This window comes from Bradyrhizobium sp. CCBAU 65884, assembly GCF_028128835.1.
Taxonomy (GTDB): Bacteria; Pseudomonadota; Alphaproteobacteria; order Rhizobiales; family Xanthobacteraceae; genus Bradyrhizobium; species Bradyrhizobium ottawaense.
The window spans coordinates 1-21,846 of record NZ_LBJU01000094.1 but is presented as its reverse complement, the minus strand read 5'-3'; the positions used below and the strand labels follow the sequence as shown (position 1 = coordinate 21,846).

The following is a 21,846-nucleotide window of genomic DNA, read 5'->3' as shown; positions in this document are numbered from 1 at the left end:
AAGCCGTGGATGCCCGGCATAAAGCCGGGCATGACGGGCCGAAACGATCCTAGATTCGCATCCATGCGCCCCAGCCTGCTCAATCCGCTGTTTGCTCCCGTGACCAGCCTGCCCGGCGTCGGTCCGAAGCAGGACAAGCTGCTGCAATATTTGCTCAGCCGCAGCGAGACGCCGCGGCTGGTCGACCTGCTGCTGCATCTGCCGAGCCAGGTCATCGACCGCCGCGCCCGGCCGAAGATCCGCGACGCCGCGGTCGGAACCATGGTGACGCTGGAGGTCACCGTCGACCGCCACCGCCCGCCTCCACCGCGCAACGCGCGCGCACCCTATCTCGTCTATGCCAGCGACGACACCGGCGACGTCGTGCTGACCTTCTTCCGCGCCAAGCCCGGCTATGTCGAAAAACTGCTGCCAATGGGGGAGAAGCGCTACGTCTCCGGCACGCTGCAGATGTACGACGGCATCCCGCAAATGGTGCATCCCGACCGCGTGCTGGACGAGGAGGCGATCGCAAAGCTCTCCGGCATCGACCCGGTCTATCCGCTGACGGAGGGCCTCGCGCTCGGCTCACTCCGCCGCGCGATCGCGCAGGCGCTGCAGAAGCTGCCGGCTTTGCCGGAGTGGATCAGCCCGGAGGTGATGCGCCGCTGCAATCTTCCTGCGATCACCGAGGCGCTCAACCGTGTGCACCAGCCGGTCGAGCTCACGGACATCCTGCCCGATCAGCCGTTCTGGTCGCGACTCGCCTTTGACGAGCTCCTGGCCGGCCAGCTCGCGCTCGCCTTGATCCGCGCGCAATTGCGCCGGCCCGCCGGCGTGCGCAATTCCGGTGACGGGCACTTGCGCAACAAGATCATCGACGCCCTGCCCTATGCATTGACGCTGTCCCAGCGTGACGCGGCCGCGGCGATCGCCAGCGATCTGCAACAGCCCGTGCGCATGTTGCGCCTGCTCCAGGGCGACGTCGGCTCCGGCAAGACCGTGGTCGCGCTGCTCGCGGCCGCGGCCGTCACGGAGGTCGGCAAGCAGGCCGCGCTGATGGCACCGACCGAAATCCTGGCGCGCCAGCACATCAAGACCATCGCCCCGCTCGCCGAGCGCGCCGGCATGCGGGTTGCGATCCTCACCGGCCGCGAAAAGGGCAAGGAGCGGCGTGAGATCATCGCGCAGCTCGAAGCCGGCGAGATCGACCTCCTGGTCGGCACCCATGCGCTGATCCAGGACGATGTGATCTTCCACGATCTTGCCCTCGCGATCGTCGACGAGCAGCACCGCTTTGGCGTGCGCGAACGGCTCGCGCTGACGTCCAAGGGCGAGGCCGTCGACGTGCTGGTGCTGAGCGCGACGCCGATCCCGCGCACGCTGGTGCTGACCTATTTCGGCGACATGGACATTTCCGAGCTGCGCGAAAAGCCCGCCGGCCGCCAGCCGATCGAAACCCGCACCATATCGATCAGCCGCCTCGCCGAAGTCACAGACAGCATCGGCCGCGCGCTGCAGGCGGGCAAGCTGGTTTACTGGATCTGCCCGCTGGTCGAGGAATCCGAGGCCGAAGGCACCGAGCACCTCACCAACGCGACGAAGCGTTTCGAGAGCCTGCAGAAGCGGTTCGGCGAGCGCGTCGGGCTCGTGCACGGCCAGATGAAGGGCACCGAGAAGGACCGCGTGATGGGCCAGTTCGCCGCCCACGAGATCGGCCTGCTGGTCGCGACCACCGTGGTCGAGGTCGGCGTCGATGTGCCGGCGGCGACCATCATGGTGATCGAGAATGCCGAGCGTTTTGGCCTCGCCCAGCTGCACCAGCTGCGCGGCCGGATCGGACGCGGCTCGGAGGCCTCGACCTGCCTGCTGCTCTACTCCGAGCCGCTCGGCGAGATGTCGAAGGCGCGGCTGAAGGTGATCCGGGAGACCACCGACGGTTTTCGTATCGCCGAGGAGGATTTGAAGCTGCGCGGCGAAGGCGACGTGCTTGGCGTGCGCCAGAGCGGCCTGCCCGGCTACCGCATCGCGCGCTCGGAGGTCCACGGCCAGCTCATCACCCAGGCGCGCGACGAGGCGCTTCGCATCCTCAAGGACGATCCAAAGCTGAAGGGCGAGCGCGGCGAGGCGCTGCGGTGCCTGCTGTATCTGTATGAGCGCGACGAGGCGATCCCGCTGATCGGCGCGGGCTGAGGGCTTCCGCAAAGATCGTCGCAAAGGGACTCGCGGAGACTCCCCCTCGTGTGGAGAGAGACCTTTACATCTGAAGCAAACCGGCTCGCGGGAGCGACTAGGCTTTCTTCTGCGCGATCCCCGCAGCGAACGCCTTCATCAGCGCGGCATCCGCCGCCTCACCATTTGCATCCTCGGCGAGATGCTCGAACCATCTCGCAAAGCCCTCATAGATCTGGCTGGCCGGATGATCCGGGCCGAGGAATCCGGAAATCTCCCGCATCTCCGCGACCCAGCGATACGCTTTCGGGATCATGTCAGGCAGCGCGACCTCGAGCCGCGCCAGGATCGCGGCCTGGCTCAGCGCCAGTTCGTCACGCAACGCGTCCGCAGCGCCCGCTTTCGTTGCCGCGATCACCATGGCCGAGCCGATGCCGGCGAGACCCTTGACGATGCCGGCGTAGGACATTTTCAGGGCGGACGCCGCGCCGACAGGCCCCTCCACAATGCGCACGTCCAGGCCGAACTCCTTCAGCGCCGCGACGTCCTTGGCGTATGCGCCGGACATGTAGAAGGCCGGGCTCTTGCCGCCGGGCTGCGGCGGAAAGCCGATGATGCCGCCATCGACGAACGGCGCCTGCGCCGAGCCGATGATCTCCTCAATTCTCTGCACGGTATCGACGTTGACGGCGTTACAATCGACCACGATTGGCTTCTTCTCGCGCCTGACGATCAGCGCGGCCAGCCGCTCAGCCAGCGCAACGGCTTCGCCCGGCGGCACGATCGAGAGGATGATGTCGGCGCTCGCAATTTGATTGTCATCGGCGCCGACCATGCCGGCATCTGCCGCGCGTTTCCGCGTCGCCTCGCTCCGCCCGTCCAAAGACGTCAGCACGCGCGCGCCGTGCTCACTGAGGCGGCGGGCGACGGCGCTGCCCATGGCGCCGGGCGCGAGGATCGCAATGGTCTTGGACATCATGTACTCCAGATCGAATTCCGAGCGAGGCGCTCAGGTGAACCGGAGGATATCAGAGGATGCGAACGCGCGCGTGACTGCGGCCATCCCGCGAGGGAATGGCCCTACTCCACCTTCGCAGGCTCGGGCCGAAGCGCCGAGGCGTTGGCGATGCGCGCGGCATTCGCCATGCCCGCGAGCGCGGCGGCCTTTTTCGGATCGGGTGCCGAGCCCGGCTGCACCACGCCGGCCGACATGATCAAGGTCGCGGCGTCTTCGGTGCTCATGTCGACTTCGACGATCTTGCTCTTGGGCACGTAGAAGAAGAATCCGGTGGTCGGGTTCGGCGAGCACGGCAGGAACACGGAGACATGCTCCTCCTGCCCCGGCAGGCTGCGCGCGACCTCTTCATTCGGCGATTGCGAGATCAGCACGATCGACCACATGCCTGGCGAGGGAAACTCGACCAGCCCGACTTTGCGGAAGCTCGAGCCCTTGCCCGAGAACAGCGTCTCGAACACCTGCTTCAGGCCGCGATAGATGGCGCGCACGGCCGGGATCCGGCCGAGGAAGGTCTCGCCGACATCGACCAGCGTCCGGCCGATCAGGTTGGCGGCGAGGAATCCGACCAGCGTCAGCGTGAAAAATGCGACGACCAATCCCCAGCCGGGAATGACGTACGGCAAATAGGTTTCGGGCCGGTAGGCCAGCGGCACGAACGGCCGCACCACGCCGTCGACCCAGGTCACGAACCACCAGACCAGATACAGGGTGATGGCGATTGGGCCCGTCACCACGAGGCCAGTCAGAAAATAGTTGCGGAAGCGGCCCATCAGGCCGGTATGCGGTTCCGGGAGGGGATCAAGAGGCGCAGGCGCGTCGTCGCGGGGGGTCATTCGGGTTCCAGGTCGGTCGCAGCACACAAGCTAGGGTCTTCTAGCAGGTTTTGGAAGACCGCGACCGACTGATATCCCTTCTGCCTATTCCACGGTCACCGATTTCGCGAGGTTGCGAGGCTGGTCGACGTCGGTCCCCATGACGACAGCCGTGTGATAGGCGAGCAGCTGCACGGGAACGGCATAGACCATCGGGGTGAAGGCCGCCGCCATGTCGGGCATGACGATGGTGACGAGGGACTCCACGGTCGCCTCTTCCGCACCCTTCGCGTCCGTCATCAGGATGATGTTGCCGCCGCGCGCAGCGACCTCCTGCATGTTGGAGACCGTCTTTTCGAACACCCGGTCGTAAGGCGCGATGACGACGACAGGCATCGTCTCGTCGATCAGCGCGATCGGCCCGTGCTTGAGCTCGCCGGCAGCATACCCCTCGGCGTGGATGTAGGAGATCTCCTTCAGCTTCAGCGCGCCTTCGAGCGCAAGCGGGAAGCTGGTGCCGCGGCCGAGATAGAGCACGTCGCGCGACTTGGCGATCCTGTGCGCGAGCTTTTCGATCTGCAGCTCGGTGGTGAGCGCATCCGCCATCAGGCGCGGGACCTCGACGAGGCCATGGACCAGCTTGGTCTCATCCTCGTCGGACAATTCGCCGCGCGCCTTGCCGGCCGCGATCGCGAGGTTTGCGAGCACCATGAGCTGACAGGTGAAGGCCTTGGTCGAGGCGACGCCGATCTCGGGGCCCGCGAGCGTCTGCAGCACGGTCTCGCTCTCGCGCGCGATCGTCGAGGTCGGCACGTTGACGACGGCGACCGTGTGCACGCCCTCGGCCTTGGCATAGCGCAGTGCCGCCAGGGTGTCGGCGGTCTCGCCGGACTGCGAGATGAAGATGGCGAGATCGCCCTTGCGCAAGGGCGCCTCGCGGTAGCGGAATTCGGAGGCGACATCGACCTCGACCGGCACGCGCGCAAAGCGCTCGAACCAGTATTTTGCGACGTAGCCGGCATAGCTCGCGGTGCCGCACGCCGTAATGTTGATGCGCTGAATGTTCTTGAAGTCGAACGGCAGCTTGACCGGCAGCGCGACACGCTCGGTTGCCATGTCGACGTATCGCGCCAGCGTGTGGCCGACCACTTCCGGCTGCTCGTGGATCTCCTTCGCCATGAAGTGGCGATAGTTCGCCTTGTCGACGAGCGAAGTCGAGGCGGCATGCTTGATCTTGTCGCGCTGGACGGCATTGCCGTCCTTGTCGAAAATCGACGCGCTCTTGCGCGTCAACACGACCCAGTCGCCATCTTCGAGATAGCTGATCGTGTCGGTGAACGGGCCGAGCGCGATAGCGTCCGAGCCGAGATACATCTCGCCGTCGCCATAGCCGATCGCCAGGGGCGGCCCGTTGCGGGCGCCGATCATCAGGTCGCCGTCGCCGGCGAAGATGAAGCCGAGCGCGAAGGCGCCGCGGAGTCGCCCCAGCGCCAGCTTGACGGCTTCGACCGGCTTGTTGCCGCGCGTGAGCAAATCGTCGACCAGGTGCAGCACGATCTCGGTGTCGGTCTCGGTGTGGAACACCGTGCCCTTCTTCTCGAGCTCCTCGCGCAGCTCGCGGAAATTCTCGATGATGCCGTTGTGGACCACGGCGACGCGCTCGGTCGCGTGCGGATGGGCGTTGTTGACGGTGGGCTTGCCGTGGGTGGCCCAGCGGGTATGGCCGATGCCGGTGGTGCCCTGGAGCGGCTCGGCTTCCAGCCGCTTCTCCAGGTTCTTCAGCTTGCCCTCGGCGCGACGGCGCTCGAGGTGCTTGCCTTCGAGCGTGGCGACGCCCGCCGAGTCATAGCCGCGATATTCAAGACGTTTGAGCGAATCCACCAGCTGCTCTGCAACCGGCTCGCGCCCGAGAATGCCGACAATCCCGCACATGCGGATCACTATCCCCCAAATCGTCGAAAAATCGCCTAAACGACGCGCCCGGTTTTTAGCGAAAATCCCAGGGAACCATATACTCAATAATTATTGCGGATTGAGACAGCATGGACCGCAACCTGAGCTTCGCCTGCGTCGAATTGGCCGGCCTTAGACAGCGCACGTTAACTTGTTGTCAATATGTTTGACCAACGATTCCGGTGCAGGAGAGCAAAGCCATGAAAGGCTCGTCCGACCGCAAAGGTCTGTCATCGATGTACTTGCGTGCCAGCGAGACCACGGGCACGCATTTGGCGCATTGGCCGCCGCCCCAGCGCGGCAAGGAAAGCAAGCCGGTCTTCCTGAAGCATCCGGAGGGCGAGCCGGCCAAACGCGCCAAGCCGCGCGGCTGGCGCCTGACCCGCGCGATCTTCTCCGAATTCGCCGACGACGAATAACGCCTGCGGACGAAGACCCTCATGGTGAGGAGCGCAAAGCGCGTCTCGAGCCATGAAGCCCCCGCATCTCGCCCGCGGCCCTCCTTCGAGACGCCCGCTTCCAGCGGGCCCTCAGGATGAGGGCGGCGTGTGCTGCGACACAACAGAATAGTGCCTATTTCTCCGGTTTCTTGCCGCCCGTCTTCAGCTCGCGATAGCGCGCAGCGCCGCCTTCGCGGATGGTCTGCTGGTTGCGCTCCAGTGCCATCGCATCGTTAGGCACGTCGCGGGTGATCACCGAGCCCGAGCCGATATAGGCGCCATTGCCGATTTTGACCGGGGCGACCAGCGAGGAATTGGTGCCGACGAAGGCGCCCTGCCCGATGATTGTCTTGTGTTTCTTGAAGCCATCGTAGTTGCAGGTGATGGTGCCGGCGCCGATGTTGGAATTGGCGCCGACGGTGGCGTCACCGATGTAGGAGAGATGATTGACCTTGACGCCGGCCTCCAGCGTCGCCGCCTTGGTCTCCACGAAATTGCCGATGCGCGCGCCGTCGCCGAGCGAGGTGCCGGGCCTCAAGCGCGCATAGGGGCCGATCGAAACGTTCTTGCCGAGCGTGGTCTGCACGATGTGCGAGAACGAGTGGATCACGGTGCCGTCGGCAATTGACACGCCGGGGCCGATCACCACGAAAGGCTCGATCGTCACGTCCTTGCCGAACAATGTGTCGGCGGACAGATAAACGGTCTCGGGCGCGATCAGCGTGACGCCGGCCTCCATCGCCGCTTTCCGCAAGCGCGCCTGCATCACGGCTTCGGCTTCCGCAAGCTGCGCCTTGGTGTTGATGCCGCGCACTTCATCCTCGCTGGTCTCGATCACCACGGACTCCCATCCCTGCTTGCGGACGATTTCGACCGCGTCGGTCAGATAATACTCGCCCTTTGAATTCGCATTGCCGATTTGCCCGAGGATTTCGAGCGCCCGGCGACCGTCGATCGCCATCACGCCGGCATTGCACAGATCGATCTTGCGCTCCTCTGCGCTGGCATCGGCCTGCTCGCGGATCGCGACCAGACGTTCGCCCTCGACGATGAAGCGGCCATAGCCGGTGGGATCGGCGGCGCGAAAGCCGAGCGCGGCGATCGCGGCGCCGCTGGCGAGCGGCGCGCGCAGCCGTGCAAAGGTCTCGGCCGAGATCAGCGGCGTATCGCCGAAGGCAACAAGGAGATCGTCCACGCCGCGCCCGATCGCCTCGCGCGCCGCCAGCACCGCATGCGCGGTGCCGAGCCGCTCGGCCTGCACGAAGGTGAGCGCGTCGGGGCGGATGCGCTTTGCCTCATCCGCGACGGCCTGGTGATCGGGGCCAATCACGACCGCGAGCGAGGTGCCGGTTCCCTTGGGTGCCGCGGCGAGCACGTGGGCGAGCAAGGTCTGGTGGGCTACCGGATGCAGCACTTTCGGCAGGCTCGATCGCATGCGCGTGCCTTCGCCGGCGGCGAGCACGATCGTGAGGCTGGAACGGGCGGTCATCGAAATCCTGTCAGATACGGCCGAATCAATTGGCGCGACGGGCGGGCAGCCACCCGCAAAAGCTCTTGCCTTGCTACCCCCGCAAACGCCCGGAATTCAAGTGCGACACGCTTTTCCTGTTAATGTTCCCTGATTGATTCGGGGAAGCCGGACAGGGCTGGGCACTTAACGTTCATGGCAAAGGATTCCGACCCACTGGCGGATGCCTTCGGCACCAAGGAGACCGGCGGGCTGTTCTCCGGACTTGTGGCCGAGGAAAGCGCGTTCGACCGCCGCATGATGTGGCGGCTGGGCTCCTGGGGTGTGGCAGCCGTAGGCGCCGTCGTCATCGCGGTGATGGCCAACCAGGCCCAGCTCGGCTGGCGGCGCGACCAGGTTGCGTCCGCCGATCTCGCGCGCCAAGCAGAGCGGCTCCAGGCGCTGGCCAAGGAGAGCCAGAACGAGGCCCGCCGGCTCGCGGCCGCCATCGAGACGCTGAACACGGATCGCGACCGGCTCTATTCCCGTGTCACCGTGGTCGAGCAAGGGCTCGATTCCGTCACCGGCGCCATCGCCAAGCAACCCACCGCACCACCGCAGCCCGGCAAGCCGCAGGATGCCACGCCGACGGCGCCCAGCGTCGCGCCGGTCGCTTCGACCCCCGCCTCCGCCGGCGACAAGCCCCGCACCGAGGCCGCCAAGGACACGCCCAAGGATACGGTCAAGGATACGCTCAAGGAAGTTGCAAAGGAGCCGTCGAGCCTGCCACCGCAGACTGCCGCCGCCGCCTCGCTCGTGCAGCAGCCGCTGGCAGCGACTTCGGCGCTGCCGACCATACCGCTGGTGCCGTCCAAGTCGATCATGGCGCCGCCCGATCCAGCCGCGTCGAAATTGATTCAGCCCGAGACAAACGAGAAGGCCGCCGAGAAGAAAGTCGAGCCGGCGCCCGCCCCGACCGAAGTAGTCGCGACAGCCGCCAAGGCACCTGAGGCAGCCGAGAACGAATCCCCCGCCATCGCGGTCCAGCAGACGCGTTTCGCGATCGACCTCGGCGGCGCCAATTCGATCGACGGCCTGCGCGCGCTCTGGCGCGGCCTGAGCAAAACCAATCCGGAAATCGCAGCACTGCGACCGATCATCATGATCAAGGAAGGCAACACCGGCCTCGGCATGCAGCTTCGCCTGGGTGCCGGTCCGCTGGTCAACGCCGCCGCCGCCGCAAAATTCTGCGCGAGCCTCGCGGAGAACGATCGTCACTGCGAGACCACCGTCTTCGACGGCCAGCGCCTCTCGATGCGCGGCGGATCGGAGAAGGGACAAGAGAAGTCCCAGGACAGAGTTCAAGAGAAGAACTCCGAGAAGAACCAGGACGCGGTCCCGCAAGCCGAAACCGCGCCCGCGCCGAGTGCAAAGCCCGAGAAGCCGCAGCGCCGCCGCAGCTACTCCTCCAAGCGCTCGTCGAAGCGCGAAGAGCCCGCGCCCCCGCCTGCGGCGCAGCCCGCGCCGGCGAAGCCGGAGACCGCGTCTGCGTCCGCGGGATCGACGCTGTCGTCGTTCTTCAGGCGATAAACATTGCGCCTGAACGGGCGGTGAATGCCGGCGTGTTTTTGCGCGCGCCGATGAACCTAAATTTCGGTCCGAGAAGAGAAACCACCCGTCAATTGCCAAGTTGTCCCGGTCGTGAACCGGAGCGGCCGATGTGAGAAATCACGCGCGCCCGCCTCCATGACCTCGGGAGAAACCCACGTGAAGACATTGATCATCGCAACGGCCGCGCTTCTGGCGGCATCTCCGGCGCTTGCGCAAACGACGAAATCGCCGGGCGCCTCGAGCAACGCGCCGGGTCAGCAAATGCACAACACAAAGAAGCCTTCGACAGGACCCGGCGCGTCCGAATACGCCCCTGGTCACCAGACCAATACCACCAAGGGACCGGGCCACTCGGAGAGCGCGCCGGGACAGAAGATGCAGACCACCACGGGCTCGAACACCAGCAAGAAGTGATGGTGCGCGGTCGCGTTCTACTCTGGCAGATGGCGTCGACCAGGCTGGTCGGCGCCATCGCCTTGTCGAACGGCGGCTCGCGCTGCCTGATCGCCGATGATCGCTCAGAGTTGCGCGGGCATGCGACCATCGGACGCTTGGATCTCAGCGGCTCTTTCTCACCAAGTTGGCGTTTAGTCCCGATCTGCCGGGCGCACGCCAAGCGTCCGTCTCCCGAAACGCACGAGCTTCGATGAACGAACTGGATGATGTGCTGAGGCTTCTCGTCGCGGCGGGAACAGGGCTGCTGATCGGCATCGACCGCGACATGAACGACAAGCCGGTCGGAATGCGCACCCTGGCGCTTGTCGCTCTGGGCTCCGCGCTGGTCTCGATCTCCGTGATCGAGTTCCAGAATCTGCGTGACCACCCCGATGCGATCTCCCGGGTCATTCAGGGCGTCGTTGCCGGCGTGCTGACCGGTGTCGGCTTCATCGGCGCGGGCGTCATCCTGCACGACGCCAAGGCGAAGACCGTGCACGGCCTCACGACCGCGGCAACCGTCTGGATTGCGGCGGGCCTCGGGATTGCCTGCGCGCTCGGAGCCTGGCTGCTGGTCGCCGCAGCGATCGCCGTCACGCTGCTCGTGCTGTTCGTTCTTGGCTGGGTCGAGCGCCGGCTGGGATTGAAATAGGCAAACATACCAAATGATAGGGAAGAGGTCCGCGTAAGGCGGCAGTATCCGCGACGGATTTTGATTCGGAGCGGAGATGACGGACGCGAAGTTTCTGCGGGAGCAACTCGCGTTGATCCGCGAGCTGGCCGAGCAGGCGGACCCCTACATCAGAAAACGCCTGCTTGCATTGGCTGAGAAATACGAGCGACGGCTCGCGGACCAGAATCGGGCGACGCAAAGCCGGCTTTGACGGCCCCTCGCGCACGTCGTGGGCGAGCCGGATCAACAGAAACATCCCCTGCCCTGTTGCCTGCCCGCGCCATCACGACCATATTGCCGCCATGACAAAAAAGCCCTTCCGCCTCTCGCCCTACCAGGTGCAGTTCCTGATCGTCGTCGGTTTCGCGTCCGTCGGCTATGCGCTCTATCTGCGCTACCTTGCGATCGAGCTGTCGCAGGTCGCTCTCACCTGCGACGCCGGGCTTCAGACGATGATCTGCAAGGCGCGGTCGGTCTCGACGGTGCTGTTCAAGAATTCGGTGTTCGGCATCGTCGCGCTGGTGGTTGCGACGCTGAACCTGATGCGGCCGTCGATCGTGCTGCTCACCGTCGGCATCATCGCCGCCGGCCTCGGCATCGTGCTCTACAATGTCGTGCTGTCGGGCCTGGCGATCGGCCTGTTCATTCTTGGGTTTGCTCGGCCCGCGCCCGCCACAGCGTGAGCGCGAACAACAGATAGATCGTGCAGGTCCACAGCGACTGCCAATTGTCGCGGCCTTCGTTGAAGAGCACGAACACCGCCGACAGCGCCAGCACGCCCGCGAACACCGATTCCGCGATCGGACGCTGGCCGATCTGCGGCCGGTTCAGCATCAACAGCGCGAACGGCACGACCGCCATCGTCAGAGCGGCGTAGGGAAAATCCTTGTAGCGCGGGTCGAAAACGAAACCGAGCGCAGTCGCGGCCGCGATCACGGCCGTCACCGCGAGCGTCAGGCCGAGCACCGCGGTGAGCTTCGACCATTTTCGGCCCTCGCGCGGACCGAGCAGATCGAGAAAGGTCGGAAGGCTGCGGCCGATCACCATCGCCTGCGCGCAGAAGATCGGCGACAGGATACCGGCCGCGAGCAGCGCGCCCCAGAGCAGCCAGCCGCCGACGCCGTAGCTCTCATAATACAGCTTGTCGGCGCCGATCCCGAGCAGGCTGCCCGCCGTCGTCGCCGAAATGGCGACGCCGAGCCAGGCCGAGAAGCGCGGCGTCCACGGCCGCCGGCGCAGCGTGATGAGCGCGACCGCGAACACCAGCACGGAAAGGCCCATGCCGGCGCCCATGTACCATTTCCAGTACGGGAAATTGCTGATCGGCTCGCCCGGCGGATATTTCAAGCTGCGGCGCACCGAGTCGTACAGGCCCCAATAGCCGCCGACGGTGCCCTCCAGCTTTCGCTTCCAGGGCTGGTCGTAGGACTCGATCAGATTGACGCGAAACTTGTTCGCCTTCGCCAGAGCCAGGATTTCCGAGACCACCCGCGCCTGGTTGGTGCGTGAGGGCAGCGCGCCGTCGCGCATGCGCCCCTCGCTCGGCCAGCCGGTCTCGCCGATCAGGATTTCCTTGCCCGGAAACGCCACCGCCATGCGCTCGCGGATCGCCTCGACATGGGCGGCGGCGAACTTCGCCTTCACCGGCATATCCTCCCAATAGGGCAGGATGTGGATGGTGACGAAGTCGACGGCGTCATAGACCTCGCGGTTCTTCAGCCAGAATTCCCAGACGTCGGCATAGGTGACGGGCACGCTGACCTGCGTCTTCACCAGGCGGATGATCGAGACGAGGTCCGCCGTCGTCATCTCGCCGCGCAGCAGCACCTCGTTGCCGACGATGACGGCGGTGATGATCGCGGGGAATTCCTTGGTGAGACGAATGGCGAGCGCGGCCTGCTCAAAATTCTTGGCTCGGTTGCTGGAGAGCCAGATGCCCTGCAGCACTTTCAGCCCGCCGACCTTGGCGGCGATCGCCGGCACCTGGTCGAGCCCGTTCTCCAACGAATAGGTGCGGACGCAGTCGGTGATCTCCTTGAGCTGGCGCAGGTCCTGCTCGATCTGCTCGGCCTCGATATGGGTCCACGCGTTCAGCGGCGTCTGCTCGCCGCGGAACGGCGCGTAGGAGACGCATTGGACCTTCTCGGCGGGATCGATCGGGGCGCGCGCGAGCGTGATCGGCGTCGCCAACCACCACCACACGGCAGCAATCGCACCCAGTGAAACGAGCAGAAGCGCCAGTGGCGTACGAAGTGAAATCGGTTCCGTCCTCCGCGAAGGGTCCGTCGATTACCTGCTTGCACGCCGTCTGCCAAGGGGGTGTCCAAAGAGGGTGTCCAAGCGGGTGTCCAAATGCCGATCCACTCTCAAGGATCCGCGCCTGCCCCAAAGGAATGGGGCTGCGGCTGTTCGACCGGGGCCTAGCATCGTGACTTTGCTGGACAAAATTCCAAATACAGGTCATGGACTCGGAAAGACTTTTCCGCCGCATTGGAGACCCATTTGGACGCCATCACCGGCGCGTCCGCGGGATCCTGACGCGGACGGCCAGCGGATACATTGGGGAATTCATGCGGCAACGGGTGTTCGAGTCACGAAATGCGGTCCTGCGGCAGTTCGCCGCCACCTTGGCCGTCTCCTGCCTTCTCGTTCTCGCCGGTCTCGGTGGCGCTTCCGCCCAGAGCGGCACGCCCGCGCCGGACCAGGGCAAGGCCGCCGCCCAGCCCGCCGACGCCGCCAAGGATGCGGCCCAGAACCAGCGCCGCACCGACGAATTCGCCGAAGCGGCCCAGGTCATCAGCGGCCCGGCCGGCAATCCCGAATGCGTCTGGCTCGGCCGGCGCGTGGTGCGGCTGATGTGGCGGGATGACCTCGATACCGCGTTCCGCCATCTCGACCTCTATGACCGCTTCGGCTGCCCCGGCGGCCACATCCAGGCGGCCTTCCGCTGCCTGACCCGGTTCGGCGGCCAGATCGATCCCAAGGTCGCCGAGACCCTTGACAGCCGCGTGCATGCCTGCTGGATCAACCCGGCAGCCCAGCCGCAGCAGGCGGCGGCCGCAGCGGCACAGCCGGCCGCTCCCGCGGCCAACAATGCGCAGCCGCAGCCGGCCGCCAGCCCATCGCCCGCGGCAAGCCCGACGCCGGCGCCCCAGAAATAGCCGCGATCGTTTCAGCTGTCGTTCAGGAACGATCGGCCATAGACGCGGTTGGCACCGCCGCGCGTCGTTCGAAAAAGGCCATGCCCTCATAAGGACATGAGGCCATGACAGTTGAGAAACCGCGCGGCAGAGATATGCTCCCTTTGCCGCGGACTTGGTCGGATCTCGGGGTCGGATCCGCTTCCCTGCCCCCTCAGCCCCTTTTGGTTTAGCCGCGATGCGCGTTGTCGCCGCCGTTTTGTTGCTCGTGTCTGCGCTTCACGCAGGGCTATGGGGAGTCTTGCGCGACAAGGAACCCGCGCCGGATTTCAAGGGGCTGATCCCGAGCCTGTCCTATACGCCGTTCGAACCGGGGCATGTCGTCGACATCAACGTCGACCCCGACAAGATTCGCGCGGACATGAAGAAGCTCTCGACTTTCACGCGAGCGATCCGGTCCTACTCCGCGACGGAAGGCAACGAACTAGTGCCGCCGATCGCCGCCGAGTTCGGCCTCAAGGTCACGGTCGGCGCCTGGATCGACAAGGACGAGGATCGCAACGGGCGGGAAATCAAGGCCGCCATCGAGCTCGCCCGCAAGAACAGCAACGTGATCGGCATCGTGGTCGGCAACGAGGTGATCTTCCGCGGCGAGCAGAAGGTCGAGGACCTCATCGACAAGATCAAGAAGGTCAAGGGCGCGGTCCGCGTTCCCGTCACGACGGGCGAGATCTGGAACATCTGGCGCGATTTTCCGGACCTTGCCTCCAGCGTCGATTTCATCGCCGCGCACGTGCTGCCTTATTGGGAAAACTTCCGCTCCGACCAGGCGGTGGATCAAGCGGTTGATCGTTACGAACTCTTGCGCAAGTTGTTTCCCGGCAAGCGCATCGTGATCGCCGAGTTCGGCTGGCCGAGCGCGGGCTACAACCTGCGTAGCGCCGACCCCGGTCCATTCAAGCAAGCCCTGACCCTGCGCAGCTTCGTCAGCCGCGCCGAAGCGATGGGCATGGACTACAACATCGTCGAAGCCATCGATCAGCCTTGGAAGTTCAACGAGGGCGGCGTCGGTCCGTACTGGGGCATCCTCAACGCCAGCCGCGAGCCGAAATTCGCCTGGACCGGTCCGGTCGAGAATCCCGATTATTGGAAGCTGATGGCGATCGCCCTCCTGGTCGGCATCCTGCTGTCGCTGCCGATCCTGCGGATCGAAAAGCCAACCGCGAAGCAGGCCTTCCTGCTGTCGGCGACGGCCAACGGCGTCGGCGCCTGGGTCGCCACAGTGTTCGCCTTCTGGAACAGCCACTACTTCCTCTTCGGCTCGGCCTTCGCGCTCACGCTCGGCATGATCCTGCTTGTGCCCCTCGTCCTCATTGCGATGGCGCGCATCGACGAGATCGCAGCCGTCGCCTTCGGCCGGTCGCCGCAGCGGCTGCTCAGCAAGGGCAAGCCGGTCGAGAACGTTCCCGAGAATTACTGCCCAAAGGTCTCGATCCACATCCCCGCTTATTTCGAGCCGGTCGAGATGCTCAAGCAGACGCTGGATGCGCTGTCGCGGCTGAACTATCCGAACTACGAATGCGTGGTCATCATCAACAACACGCCGGATCCCGCGTTCTGGCAGCCGATCCAGGACCATTGCCGCGCGCTCGGTGAACGCTTCAAGTTCATCAACGCCGAGAAGGTGCAGGGCTTCAAGGCCGGCGCTCTTCGGATTGCGATGGAGCGCACCGCCGCCGATGCCGAGATCATCGGCATCCTCGACGCCGACTATGCCGTCGATCCCGACTGGCTGAAGGACCTCGTGCCTGCCTTCGCCGATGCGCGTGTCGGCCTCGTGCAGGCGCCGCAGGAGCATCGCGACGGCGATCTGTCGATCATGCACTACATCATGAACGGCGAGTATGCCGGCTTCTTCGACATCGGCATGGTCCAGCGCAACGAGGCCAACGCCATCATCGTGCACGGCACGATGTGCCTGATCCGTCGCGCGGCGATGGACATGGCCGGCGGCTGGTCGTCCGACACGATCTGCGAGGATTCAGATCTCGGCCTTGCGATCCAGGAGCTCGGCTGGACCACCCACTACACCAACCACCGCTACGGCCAGGGCCTCCTCCCCGACACCTACGAGGCCTTCAAGAAGCAGCGTCACCGCTGGGCCTATGGCGGCCTCCAGATCGTCAAGAAGCACTGGCGCTATTTCCTGCCCGGCAAGAGCCGGCTGACGCCCGACCAGAAGCGCGAATATGGCCTGGGCTGGCTGAACTGGCTCGGCGCGGAAAGCCTCGGCGTGGTCGTGGCGCTGCTCAACCTCGTCTGGGTGCCGATCGTCGCCTTCGCCGACATCGCCATTCCCGACAAGATCCTGACGCTGCCGATCATCGGCGCCTTCATCGTCTCGCTGGCGCACTTCCTGTCGATGTACCGCGCCCGCGTCGCCATCAAGCCCGGCCAGATGCTGGGCGCCATGATCGCGGCGATGAGCGTGCAGTGGACGGTGTCGCGCGCGGTGGCGCAGGGCCTCATCACCGAGCACATCGCCTTCGCCCGCACCTCCAAGGGCGGCCTGTCCCGGATGTCGATCGAGTTCCAGGCGTTCTGGGAGGCCGTGATCGGCACCCTGCTCCTGATCGGCGCGGGCGTGCTGATCGCCACCAACAGCTACCGCCAGATCACCGAAATCTACATCTTCGCCGGCGTGCTGGTGCTGCAAAGCCTGCCGTTCCTGGCCGCGGTCGCCATCGCCATCCTCGAGCTCAGCCGCATCAACTCGTTCCAGTTCTGGCGCGACAGCGCGATCCGTACCGCCGAGCTGATCGGCCTGCGTCCGGTCGCGCTGCCGGCCCCCGGCACGCCGCAGCCGGTGCCGAACGAGGTGCGGCGGGAAACCCAGTGACGGGCTGAGGTTCGCTTGCAGCCCTCCTTCGAGACGCCTGCCTCCGGCGGGCACCCTCAGGATGAGGTCGAGCCCGCGGCGAGATTGCCGAACCCTCATGCGAGGAGTCCGCCAAAGCGGGCGTCTCCGGACGATGCTCCGCATCGCCGGGCGAACCATGCGGGCCGAACTCTTCCGGCGACCTCCCGCACTTCAGCGTGGATGACGGCCGCCATTCAGGTTGAAACTCCCCGCCTAACCAGCGGAGTTAGCAAGCAAATCCCCGCCCCTGCCGCGACTTTCGGCAACCACCCTCGCTATTGACCTCAGCGCCCCATCCCCCTACACAGCGCGGGCCGAAAGCATGATCCGGAAACAGCCGGTTTTTCCCCGCGACGCCAGCTTAAGCGCAGCGGCAAGACATGCTTCTCGAATGTCCGACCACGATGGCGATCTCTTTAAGCCATCAGCGGCCATGGGAGCGCGTAGCTCAGCCGGTAGAGCACGTGACTTTTAATCACGGGGTCCTGGGTTCGAGCCCCAGCGCGCTCACCAAAAGCCGGATCGACAGCTTAGCCGACAAGACCAACCGAACCGAAAGCTCTGTGTGGGCCCCGTGTTGGCGAACCGATTGCGCGTGAACATGAAGAACATTCCTGCGGAGTTTAAGGACATACCCGCGACGGTTGCGCGTTATCTCGACGCGTGGGCGCAATCATCACGGAGGCACGCGGACGGCCGACCGGTGAAGATCATGTTCGGCAAGATGCGCGAGATGGGCTTGCAGGGCGTCGTGGTCTACCGCCACTGCGGCCATCACGTAGCGCTGAGCGCCGATCGCTGGCCTGATGATGTCCGCCTGTCTGATATCGAGCCGCGCTTTGTCTACGCTGGCTGTGGCAACCGCTGAGCCGATGAGGCCCGGCAAGGCCGATGGTCCGCCTATCGCGGATGACGCGCAATCCCCGGCATAGGATCGCTTCGCGTTGTCCAGGCTCCGCGATCATCCCACCTTGATCTGGTTAAGATTGTTCATTCCCTTGCAGGGGAAAATTTGCCTGTGTGCGCCTTGATGTGGCTCGCCGTCAGGAGGCTATGGAGGCGTATAGCGATGGGACAAACGACCCGAATTTTGAAGCGGGCAAACGTCCTGCCCGATCTCCTGAAAATGCTTCGGGAGCTCGAGGAGCTGAGAGAAAGGGTTCGGCTCGCCGAGGCCGCCCGCGTGTTGCACTAGGCCTACGCGAAAAGTCCGCATCCCCTTCCGGAGGGCGCTTTGGCGCGTCAGTCCCACAAGCCCGAGAACACGGTCTCCGAGCGGAGTGTCGTTCCATCTCGACATGCGCTGACGTCTAGCGACAGCGGGTTTCAAAAAATCGCACTTTTCTGTCGCTGGTCCGTACTTGCCGCTGTAGAAGCGCACCCGACCGGGGACTTCTGACCTGCCAATTGCGCTTGAGCAGAGCTGAGAAGCACCTCCCCCTGCGACCTCGTCGCGCGCGAACTTCGGAAGGTAGCGCGGCGTGAGGCTAAAAACGCAATCGACGTCTCCGGACCGAGGAATGTACAATTCGACGACGGCCGGTCGCGATTTCGACGCCGAGCATGGTTCGCGCTCTAGTTCATGCGCAATAGAGCTCTGGTAGCTCGTCGCCGCAAACGAGCGTGCCAGATTCCGATAAAAACCCCAGTAGTCGCCCCGAGATGAACTCCCCGCAGCATCCGCCTATTGTGCCCTACCCCTTCAGGCATTTTGGCGATGGTCTGCGCAGCGAAAGACAGCCCGCCCGTTCTGATCTGCTCCAAGTGCGGACGGCCGATGACGTTCTTGGCGACGCTTCCCGCCATCCTCAATCTGCCTGCAGTCCATGCTTTCCAGTGCCGCCCCTGTCTGCGCGTCGACACCATTCCGCTGGCATAGCACTCGGCGCCTAAGTCGGTTTGAGCTCCTGCAAAACCCGTCACTCGTTGCGATCAGCGCCGCTGCGATCCGCCATCGATTATCGGAGCAATCCTCAAAAGGCAGCGAAGTGGCCGACCGACTTGCCAGCGATGGGTTTCGCAAGTGCTACACCCGTAACGCGCCAATCCGGATCTCTCGAAGCTCAACCTGCTCAAGCCGTGCCACGCGTGTGCAACGCGAAGATTATCCCCGCCTCTAGAAGGCGGGAACGGCACCATCTCTGCCAAGTTATCCCGCTACCGGAGGTAACTGAAGGAGGTAGACATGCCGGTATTCATACTCTGGGCCGTCCCTACGGTGCTAGTCATCGGCGGCGTCGGCTACTATTTTCTCCGCGTAGTTCACTAGTTGAGTATTTTGGCCACGCTCGAATGCTGATGACGGTTGCCAAAGTCTAGCCGGCATTGGCATTGCCGGAAGCCCGGCGTCGACGTCATTGCCCGACGCTGGGCGGCCGCGCCAGGCGCCTCTTTGGCCGATCGGGTTTTGCCGACGATGATTTGAGTTTAGCAGTCCGGTGGATTGGTGCGGCCGGTTTGCGGTCGGCGCTACGCATCTGTTGCATTTGCTCGGCCGCGATCACGCGGGAGCGCAAATTTTCTAACTCGGAAAGCCCGGAAGCAAGCTCGTCGAAACGCTGTTTCAGCACAGCGGTGTGATCACCAGTGCCCATTGTACGCCCCCTGGGCTACTCGAAGATCGACCGAGACAACCGGGAAAACCATGCAAATCGGAAATGCGGTGGCGAGGGGACAGTTCCTATTGAAAGTGCCGCGCCGTAGGCGCGGGCGTGCGCTGCAAAAGGCTCAACGCCCCCTATCGCGAACGCGCAGAAGGTCAGATTCACGGGGATCGATCGGGCTATTGCCAGTGACGGCCCCGGCTGTGGGGGCTTCTGGGGTGGAGGCCGGGGCCGCTGGAGGTGCCTGGACCTTTTGGGAAGGGCCGAAGCAAGCGTAGACTAGGAAAAAGCGGCAATCACTTCTGTTCGCTTTCGTACATTGCCTGTACCATTCCATTTGCGGGGAACGGAGCAATTGCCGATGAAGGACTATCTCGTCCAGATCGAGAAACTTCGGAAAGATGCGGCCGAATGCGCCCTGATCCGCGATTTGGCAACCGATCCAGGCAAGCGCGAAGTGTTCGACCGGCTTGCAAGCCACCTCACGGTCCTGGCTGACCAAGTTGAAATGGCCATGCTTGAGCGGAAGACCGCGACTGCCCCGTCTCGGCCCTAGAAAGGCGCGCCGCTTATTGAAAGACGCGCCTGCGGAAGGCTGCGCCTGCCGATGCTGCGAGATTTTCTGAGCTTGCCGCTCGCCCAGCCCGCCCCCAAAAACCCGCTGACAACCCGCCGGAAACGTGTAGGATTCACCAAAACCGGAGGAACGGCATGTTTGAAATCAACGGTTTCGACACGGCGGGCGTCGTCAGTCTCAAGCGGCTGTCACTCGCCGCCGCCCTCAAGAAAGCCAAAGAGCTTACAGAGGACGGGTGCTGGGACGTTCGGGTTGTTGATCCCGCCGGCCGGGTCTACACCTCGTTTGAAGAGCAGGCCGCCTAGCCGCCCCGCCATTCGAGCCATCACCAGCCTCCGCTCCCGCGGCTATCCGCCTCGGCCGACGTTTGACGAGGCGTTGTTCAGCCAGCGCAGCGTTGCATCGTCGCTCCAGCCAGGGACGGCAAAGCGCGCCGGCGGAGTTGCATTCGCGCGGGGCCGGTCCACCGCAGGATGGCGTGCGCGGGGGTGATGCACCGGCGGGGCGTTTGCGGAGGTGCACAGCGCCAGCAACAGACCCACGGCAAGAAGAGCGCGCATTGCAGCAACCCCAATCGGCAATCGCCCGCTGTCATCTGATGCGCCGATCGGCTCGCCACAACCGGTTGCGGCTTCACAAGCAGGAGAGAAGCGCGGGCACCTGCGCTGGTGCAAGCAGCTCGCAACTGCCGCGCGCCATGCCATTGCCAGTCAACTCGTTTGGGAGCAGGCTCTCTCGAGGCGCTCAAGACGCCGCACAGGGAGCGAACCATGAAGGAACACGGCCTGGATGGCCGCCACCGCGACAAGGATGGCGCGATCGGCAAGAAGCACGGCAACACGCTGGTCGGCACGTTGCGCAAGATTTACGGAAGAGGTTTTGCGGCCGGCTATCCCGATACGACTGAGCTCAGCGAGGTCCTGCTCCAGCTGAACGAGACGTCGCTGAGCCAGTTGCGTCGCGATCACGACACCGGGCATCTGCAGCACAAGATCGACCACGCCGCGAAGTGACGGACTGTCGGACCTGACGGCCAATTCCGGCTCGAATCGGTCAATCCGGAAGTTGTGGTCGTCAGCTTTCCGGAGCAGCCGTCGCAGCCGGCACAGTCAGCGGCGCGCCTCCGACCGAAACGGGACCCAGGGGCTTTGCTTCCCGAACCATCCGCTTGCGCATCGCGGCGGACAGTCCGTAGCGCGCATGCGCTCGTCGGATGGACGAGGTGACGTCCGACGTCGTCGTGTTTTGCAGCGCATCGATCTTCGCCATCAACGTGGACAGCTGCGAGGAGATCTTCCTCACGTCGACCCGCTCGTCCGTGATGCTCTGCCGCAGCGACAGCAGCACCATCGAATCCTGCTGCAGCAAAACCGAGTTCTGGTCCGTTGCCTGATTGGTCTGTTGCAGTAACGCGGTGTGTTGCTGCTGGGCCGCCTGAATGTCCTTCAACGCAGCGATAACGGGATCCGGCTTTGGTTCGGACGCCTCCAAACGCGGAAGCAGCTCAGCCAGCCTGCCGACATTCAGCGAACTAAAATCGGAAGGCGATGTGTAGATCGCCGCCGCGCCGTTGATGGCCAGGGCACAGACCGACAGGGCCAGGACCGATTTTCGGCTGGACCGTTTGATCAGGGCTGGAGCTTCGGAGATTTCGGGTTCGTCCGCTGCTGCGGCGGCTGCAAGTGCTGCAGCGTCGAGTTCCTCGGCGAAGCTTTGCATTTCGAAGGTCGTGGTCATTTGCATTGACCCCAGTGAGCGAGCAACAGGAAACCGCCCCTGGACCGTCCTCGCGACGACCCCTTGTACGCAGCACCCTTACACAACTGTCTAAAATTGTGAGCATTTCCGATTAATTCCACGTTAGCGGCCGAGCACGCCGCCCCCGGCCGACTACGGGGGACCGTGCGAAGAGGAGGCGCTACGCTGACATTGCCGTAGGGTCGGCAAAGCGAAAGCGTGCCCACTGCTTCGATCGCCGGGCTTGGATGCATGGTGGGCACGGCGCTTTGCGCCTTTGCCCACCCTTGTATTAGCGCGCCGGATTAGAATGGCCTGGTTCCGTGAGG

20 protein-coding genes and 1 tRNA gene are annotated in these 21,846 nt (G+C 64.5%); 14 read left to right on the top strand and 7 right to left on the bottom strand.

The annotated features are described in order from the left end of the window. Positions 1–63 precede the first annotated feature (63 nt). Positions 64–2,172: an ATP-dependent DNA helicase RecG gene (gene recG, locus XI03_RS07685; RefSeq protein ID WP_152102923.1), complete on the top strand. Its 2,109-nt coding sequence runs from the start codon at positions 64–66 to the stop codon at positions 2,170–2,172. A gap of 97 nt (positions 2,173–2,269) precedes the next feature. On the opposite strand, the gene XI03_RS07680 is transcribed toward recG, so the two are convergent. The 3 genes from XI03_RS07680 to glmS form a co-directional block, all read right to left on the bottom strand. Then, positions 2,270–3,127 (bottom strand): NAD(P)-dependent oxidoreductase, encoded by an 858-nt coding sequence (locus tag XI03_RS07680; RefSeq protein WP_271591755.1) that lies wholly within the window; start codon positions 3,125–3,127, stop codon positions 2,270–2,272. Between the two features lie 104 nt (positions 3,128–3,231). Continuing rightward, entirely contained in the window at positions 3,232–4,002 is a 771-nt protein-coding gene (locus XI03_RS07675; RefSeq protein ID WP_028144549.1) for a DUF502 domain-containing protein, read from the bottom strand. Positions 4,003–4,086: 84 nt separating this feature from the next. Next, a complete protein-coding gene (gene glmS / locus XI03_RS07670) occupies positions 4,087–5,913 on the bottom strand; it encodes a glutamine--fructose-6-phosphate transaminase (isomerizing) (protein ID WP_028144548.1) in 1,827 nt (608 codons plus the stop codon). Positions 5,914–6,134: 221 nt separating this feature from the next. Between glmS and XI03_RS07665 the strand changes: the two genes are divergently transcribed. Continuing rightward, positions 6,135–6,353 carry a hypothetical protein gene (locus XI03_RS07665; protein WP_028144547.1) on the top strand — a complete coding sequence of 73 codons (219 nt, stop codon included), beginning with the start codon at positions 6,135–6,137 and terminating at the stop codon, positions 6,351–6,353. Positions 6,354–6,507: 154 nt separating this feature from the next. Here XI03_RS07665 and glmU read toward each other — a convergent pair whose 3' ends face one another. After that, entirely contained in the window at positions 6,508–7,863 is a 1,356-nt protein-coding gene (gene glmU, locus XI03_RS07660; protein WP_271591754.1) for a bifunctional UDP-N-acetylglucosamine diphosphorylase/glucosamine-1-phosphate N-acetyltransferase GlmU, read from the bottom strand. A gap of 174 nt (positions 7,864–8,037) precedes the next feature. Between glmU and XI03_RS07655 the strand changes: the two genes are divergently transcribed. The 5 genes from XI03_RS07655 (at position 8,038) to XI03_RS07635 (ending at position 11,223) form a co-directional block, all read left to right on the top strand. Continuing rightward, the gene (locus tag XI03_RS07655) at positions 8,038–9,411 is read left to right on the top strand and encodes a hypothetical protein (protein ID WP_271591753.1); all 1,374 of its coding nucleotides are present in this window, start codon (positions 8,038–8,040) and stop codon (positions 9,409–9,411) included. 177 nt (positions 9,412–9,588) lie between these two features. Continuing rightward, on the top strand, positions 9,589–9,846 hold the full coding sequence (locus tag XI03_RS07650) for a hypothetical protein (RefSeq protein WP_028144544.1): 258 nt from the start codon (positions 9,589–9,591) through the stop codon (positions 9,844–9,846). 232 nt (positions 9,847–10,078) lie between these two features. Next, positions 10,079–10,519, top strand: coding sequence for an MgtC/SapB family protein (locus XI03_RS07645; protein WP_018317958.1), 441 nt, complete (start codon positions 10,079–10,081; stop codon positions 10,517–10,519). 76 nt (positions 10,520–10,595) lie between these two features. Further along, positions 10,596–10,751, top strand: a complete 156-nt coding sequence (locus tag XI03_RS07640) for a hypothetical protein (RefSeq protein WP_161966444.1) — start codon at positions 10,596–10,598, stop codon at positions 10,749–10,751. A 91-nt stretch (positions 10,752–10,842) separates the two neighbouring features. After that, positions 10,843–11,223, top strand: coding sequence for a hypothetical protein (locus XI03_RS07635; RefSeq protein WP_028144543.1), 381 nt, complete (start codon positions 10,843–10,845; stop codon positions 11,221–11,223). Here XI03_RS07635 and XI03_RS07630 read toward each other — a convergent pair. After that, entirely contained in the window at positions 11,183–12,742 is a 1,560-nt protein-coding gene (locus XI03_RS07630; protein ID WP_038949110.1) for a glycoside hydrolase family 17 protein, read from the bottom strand. The genes XI03_RS07635 and XI03_RS07630 overlap by 41 nt on opposite strands. A gap of 368 nt (positions 12,743–13,110) precedes the next feature. Here XI03_RS07630 and XI03_RS07625 point away from each other — a divergent pair, with 368 nt between their 5' ends. The 4 genes from XI03_RS07625 (at position 13,111) to XI03_RS07610 (ending at position 17,468) form a co-directional block, all read left to right on the top strand. Then, positions 13,111–13,701, top strand: coding sequence for a hypothetical protein (locus XI03_RS07625; protein WP_028144541.1), 591 nt, complete (start codon positions 13,111–13,113; stop codon positions 13,699–13,701). Positions 13,702–13,918: 217 nt separating this feature from the next. Next, complete coding sequence (locus XI03_RS07620) at positions 13,919–16,579, top strand: glycosyltransferase (RefSeq protein ID WP_271591752.1); 2,661 nt, start codon at positions 13,919–13,921, stop codon at positions 16,577–16,579. 458 nt (positions 16,580–17,037) lie between these two features. Continuing rightward, positions 17,038–17,113 (top strand) — tRNA-Lys (locus XI03_RS07615). 82 nt (positions 17,114–17,195) lie between these two features. After that, positions 17,196–17,468: a hypothetical protein gene (locus XI03_RS07610; protein WP_271591785.1), complete on the top strand. Its 273-nt coding sequence runs from the start codon at positions 17,196–17,198 to the stop codon at positions 17,466–17,468. A gap of 1,486 nt (positions 17,469–18,954) precedes the next feature. Here the strand turns inward: XI03_RS07610 and XI03_RS07605 are convergent. Beyond that, entirely contained in the window at positions 18,955–19,194 is a 240-nt protein-coding gene (locus tag XI03_RS07605) for a hypothetical protein (RefSeq protein WP_271591751.1), read from the bottom strand. 370 nt (positions 19,195–19,564) lie between these two features. On the opposite strand from XI03_RS07605, the gene XI03_RS07600 reads away from it, so the two are divergent. From XI03_RS07600 to XI03_RS07590, 3 genes are all read left to right on the top strand, one after another. Further along, positions 19,565–19,759, top strand: a complete 195-nt coding sequence (locus XI03_RS07600) for a hypothetical protein (protein ID WP_271591750.1) — start codon at positions 19,565–19,567, stop codon at positions 19,757–19,759. Positions 19,760–19,914: 155 nt separating this feature from the next. Beyond that, positions 19,915–20,085, top strand: coding sequence for a hypothetical protein (locus tag XI03_RS07595; RefSeq protein WP_271591749.1), 171 nt, complete (start codon positions 19,915–19,917; stop codon positions 20,083–20,085). A gap of 465 nt (positions 20,086–20,550) precedes the next feature. Next, entirely contained in the window at positions 20,551–20,793 is a 243-nt protein-coding gene (locus XI03_RS07590) for a hypothetical protein (protein WP_028144537.1), read from the top strand. 61 nt (positions 20,794–20,854) lie between these two features. On the opposite strand, the gene XI03_RS07585 is transcribed toward XI03_RS07590, so the two are convergent. Then, on the bottom strand, positions 20,855–21,523 hold the full coding sequence (locus tag XI03_RS07585) for a hypothetical protein (RefSeq protein ID WP_271591748.1): 669 nt from the start codon (positions 21,521–21,523) through the stop codon (positions 20,855–20,857). Positions 21,524–21,846 lie beyond the last annotated feature (323 nt).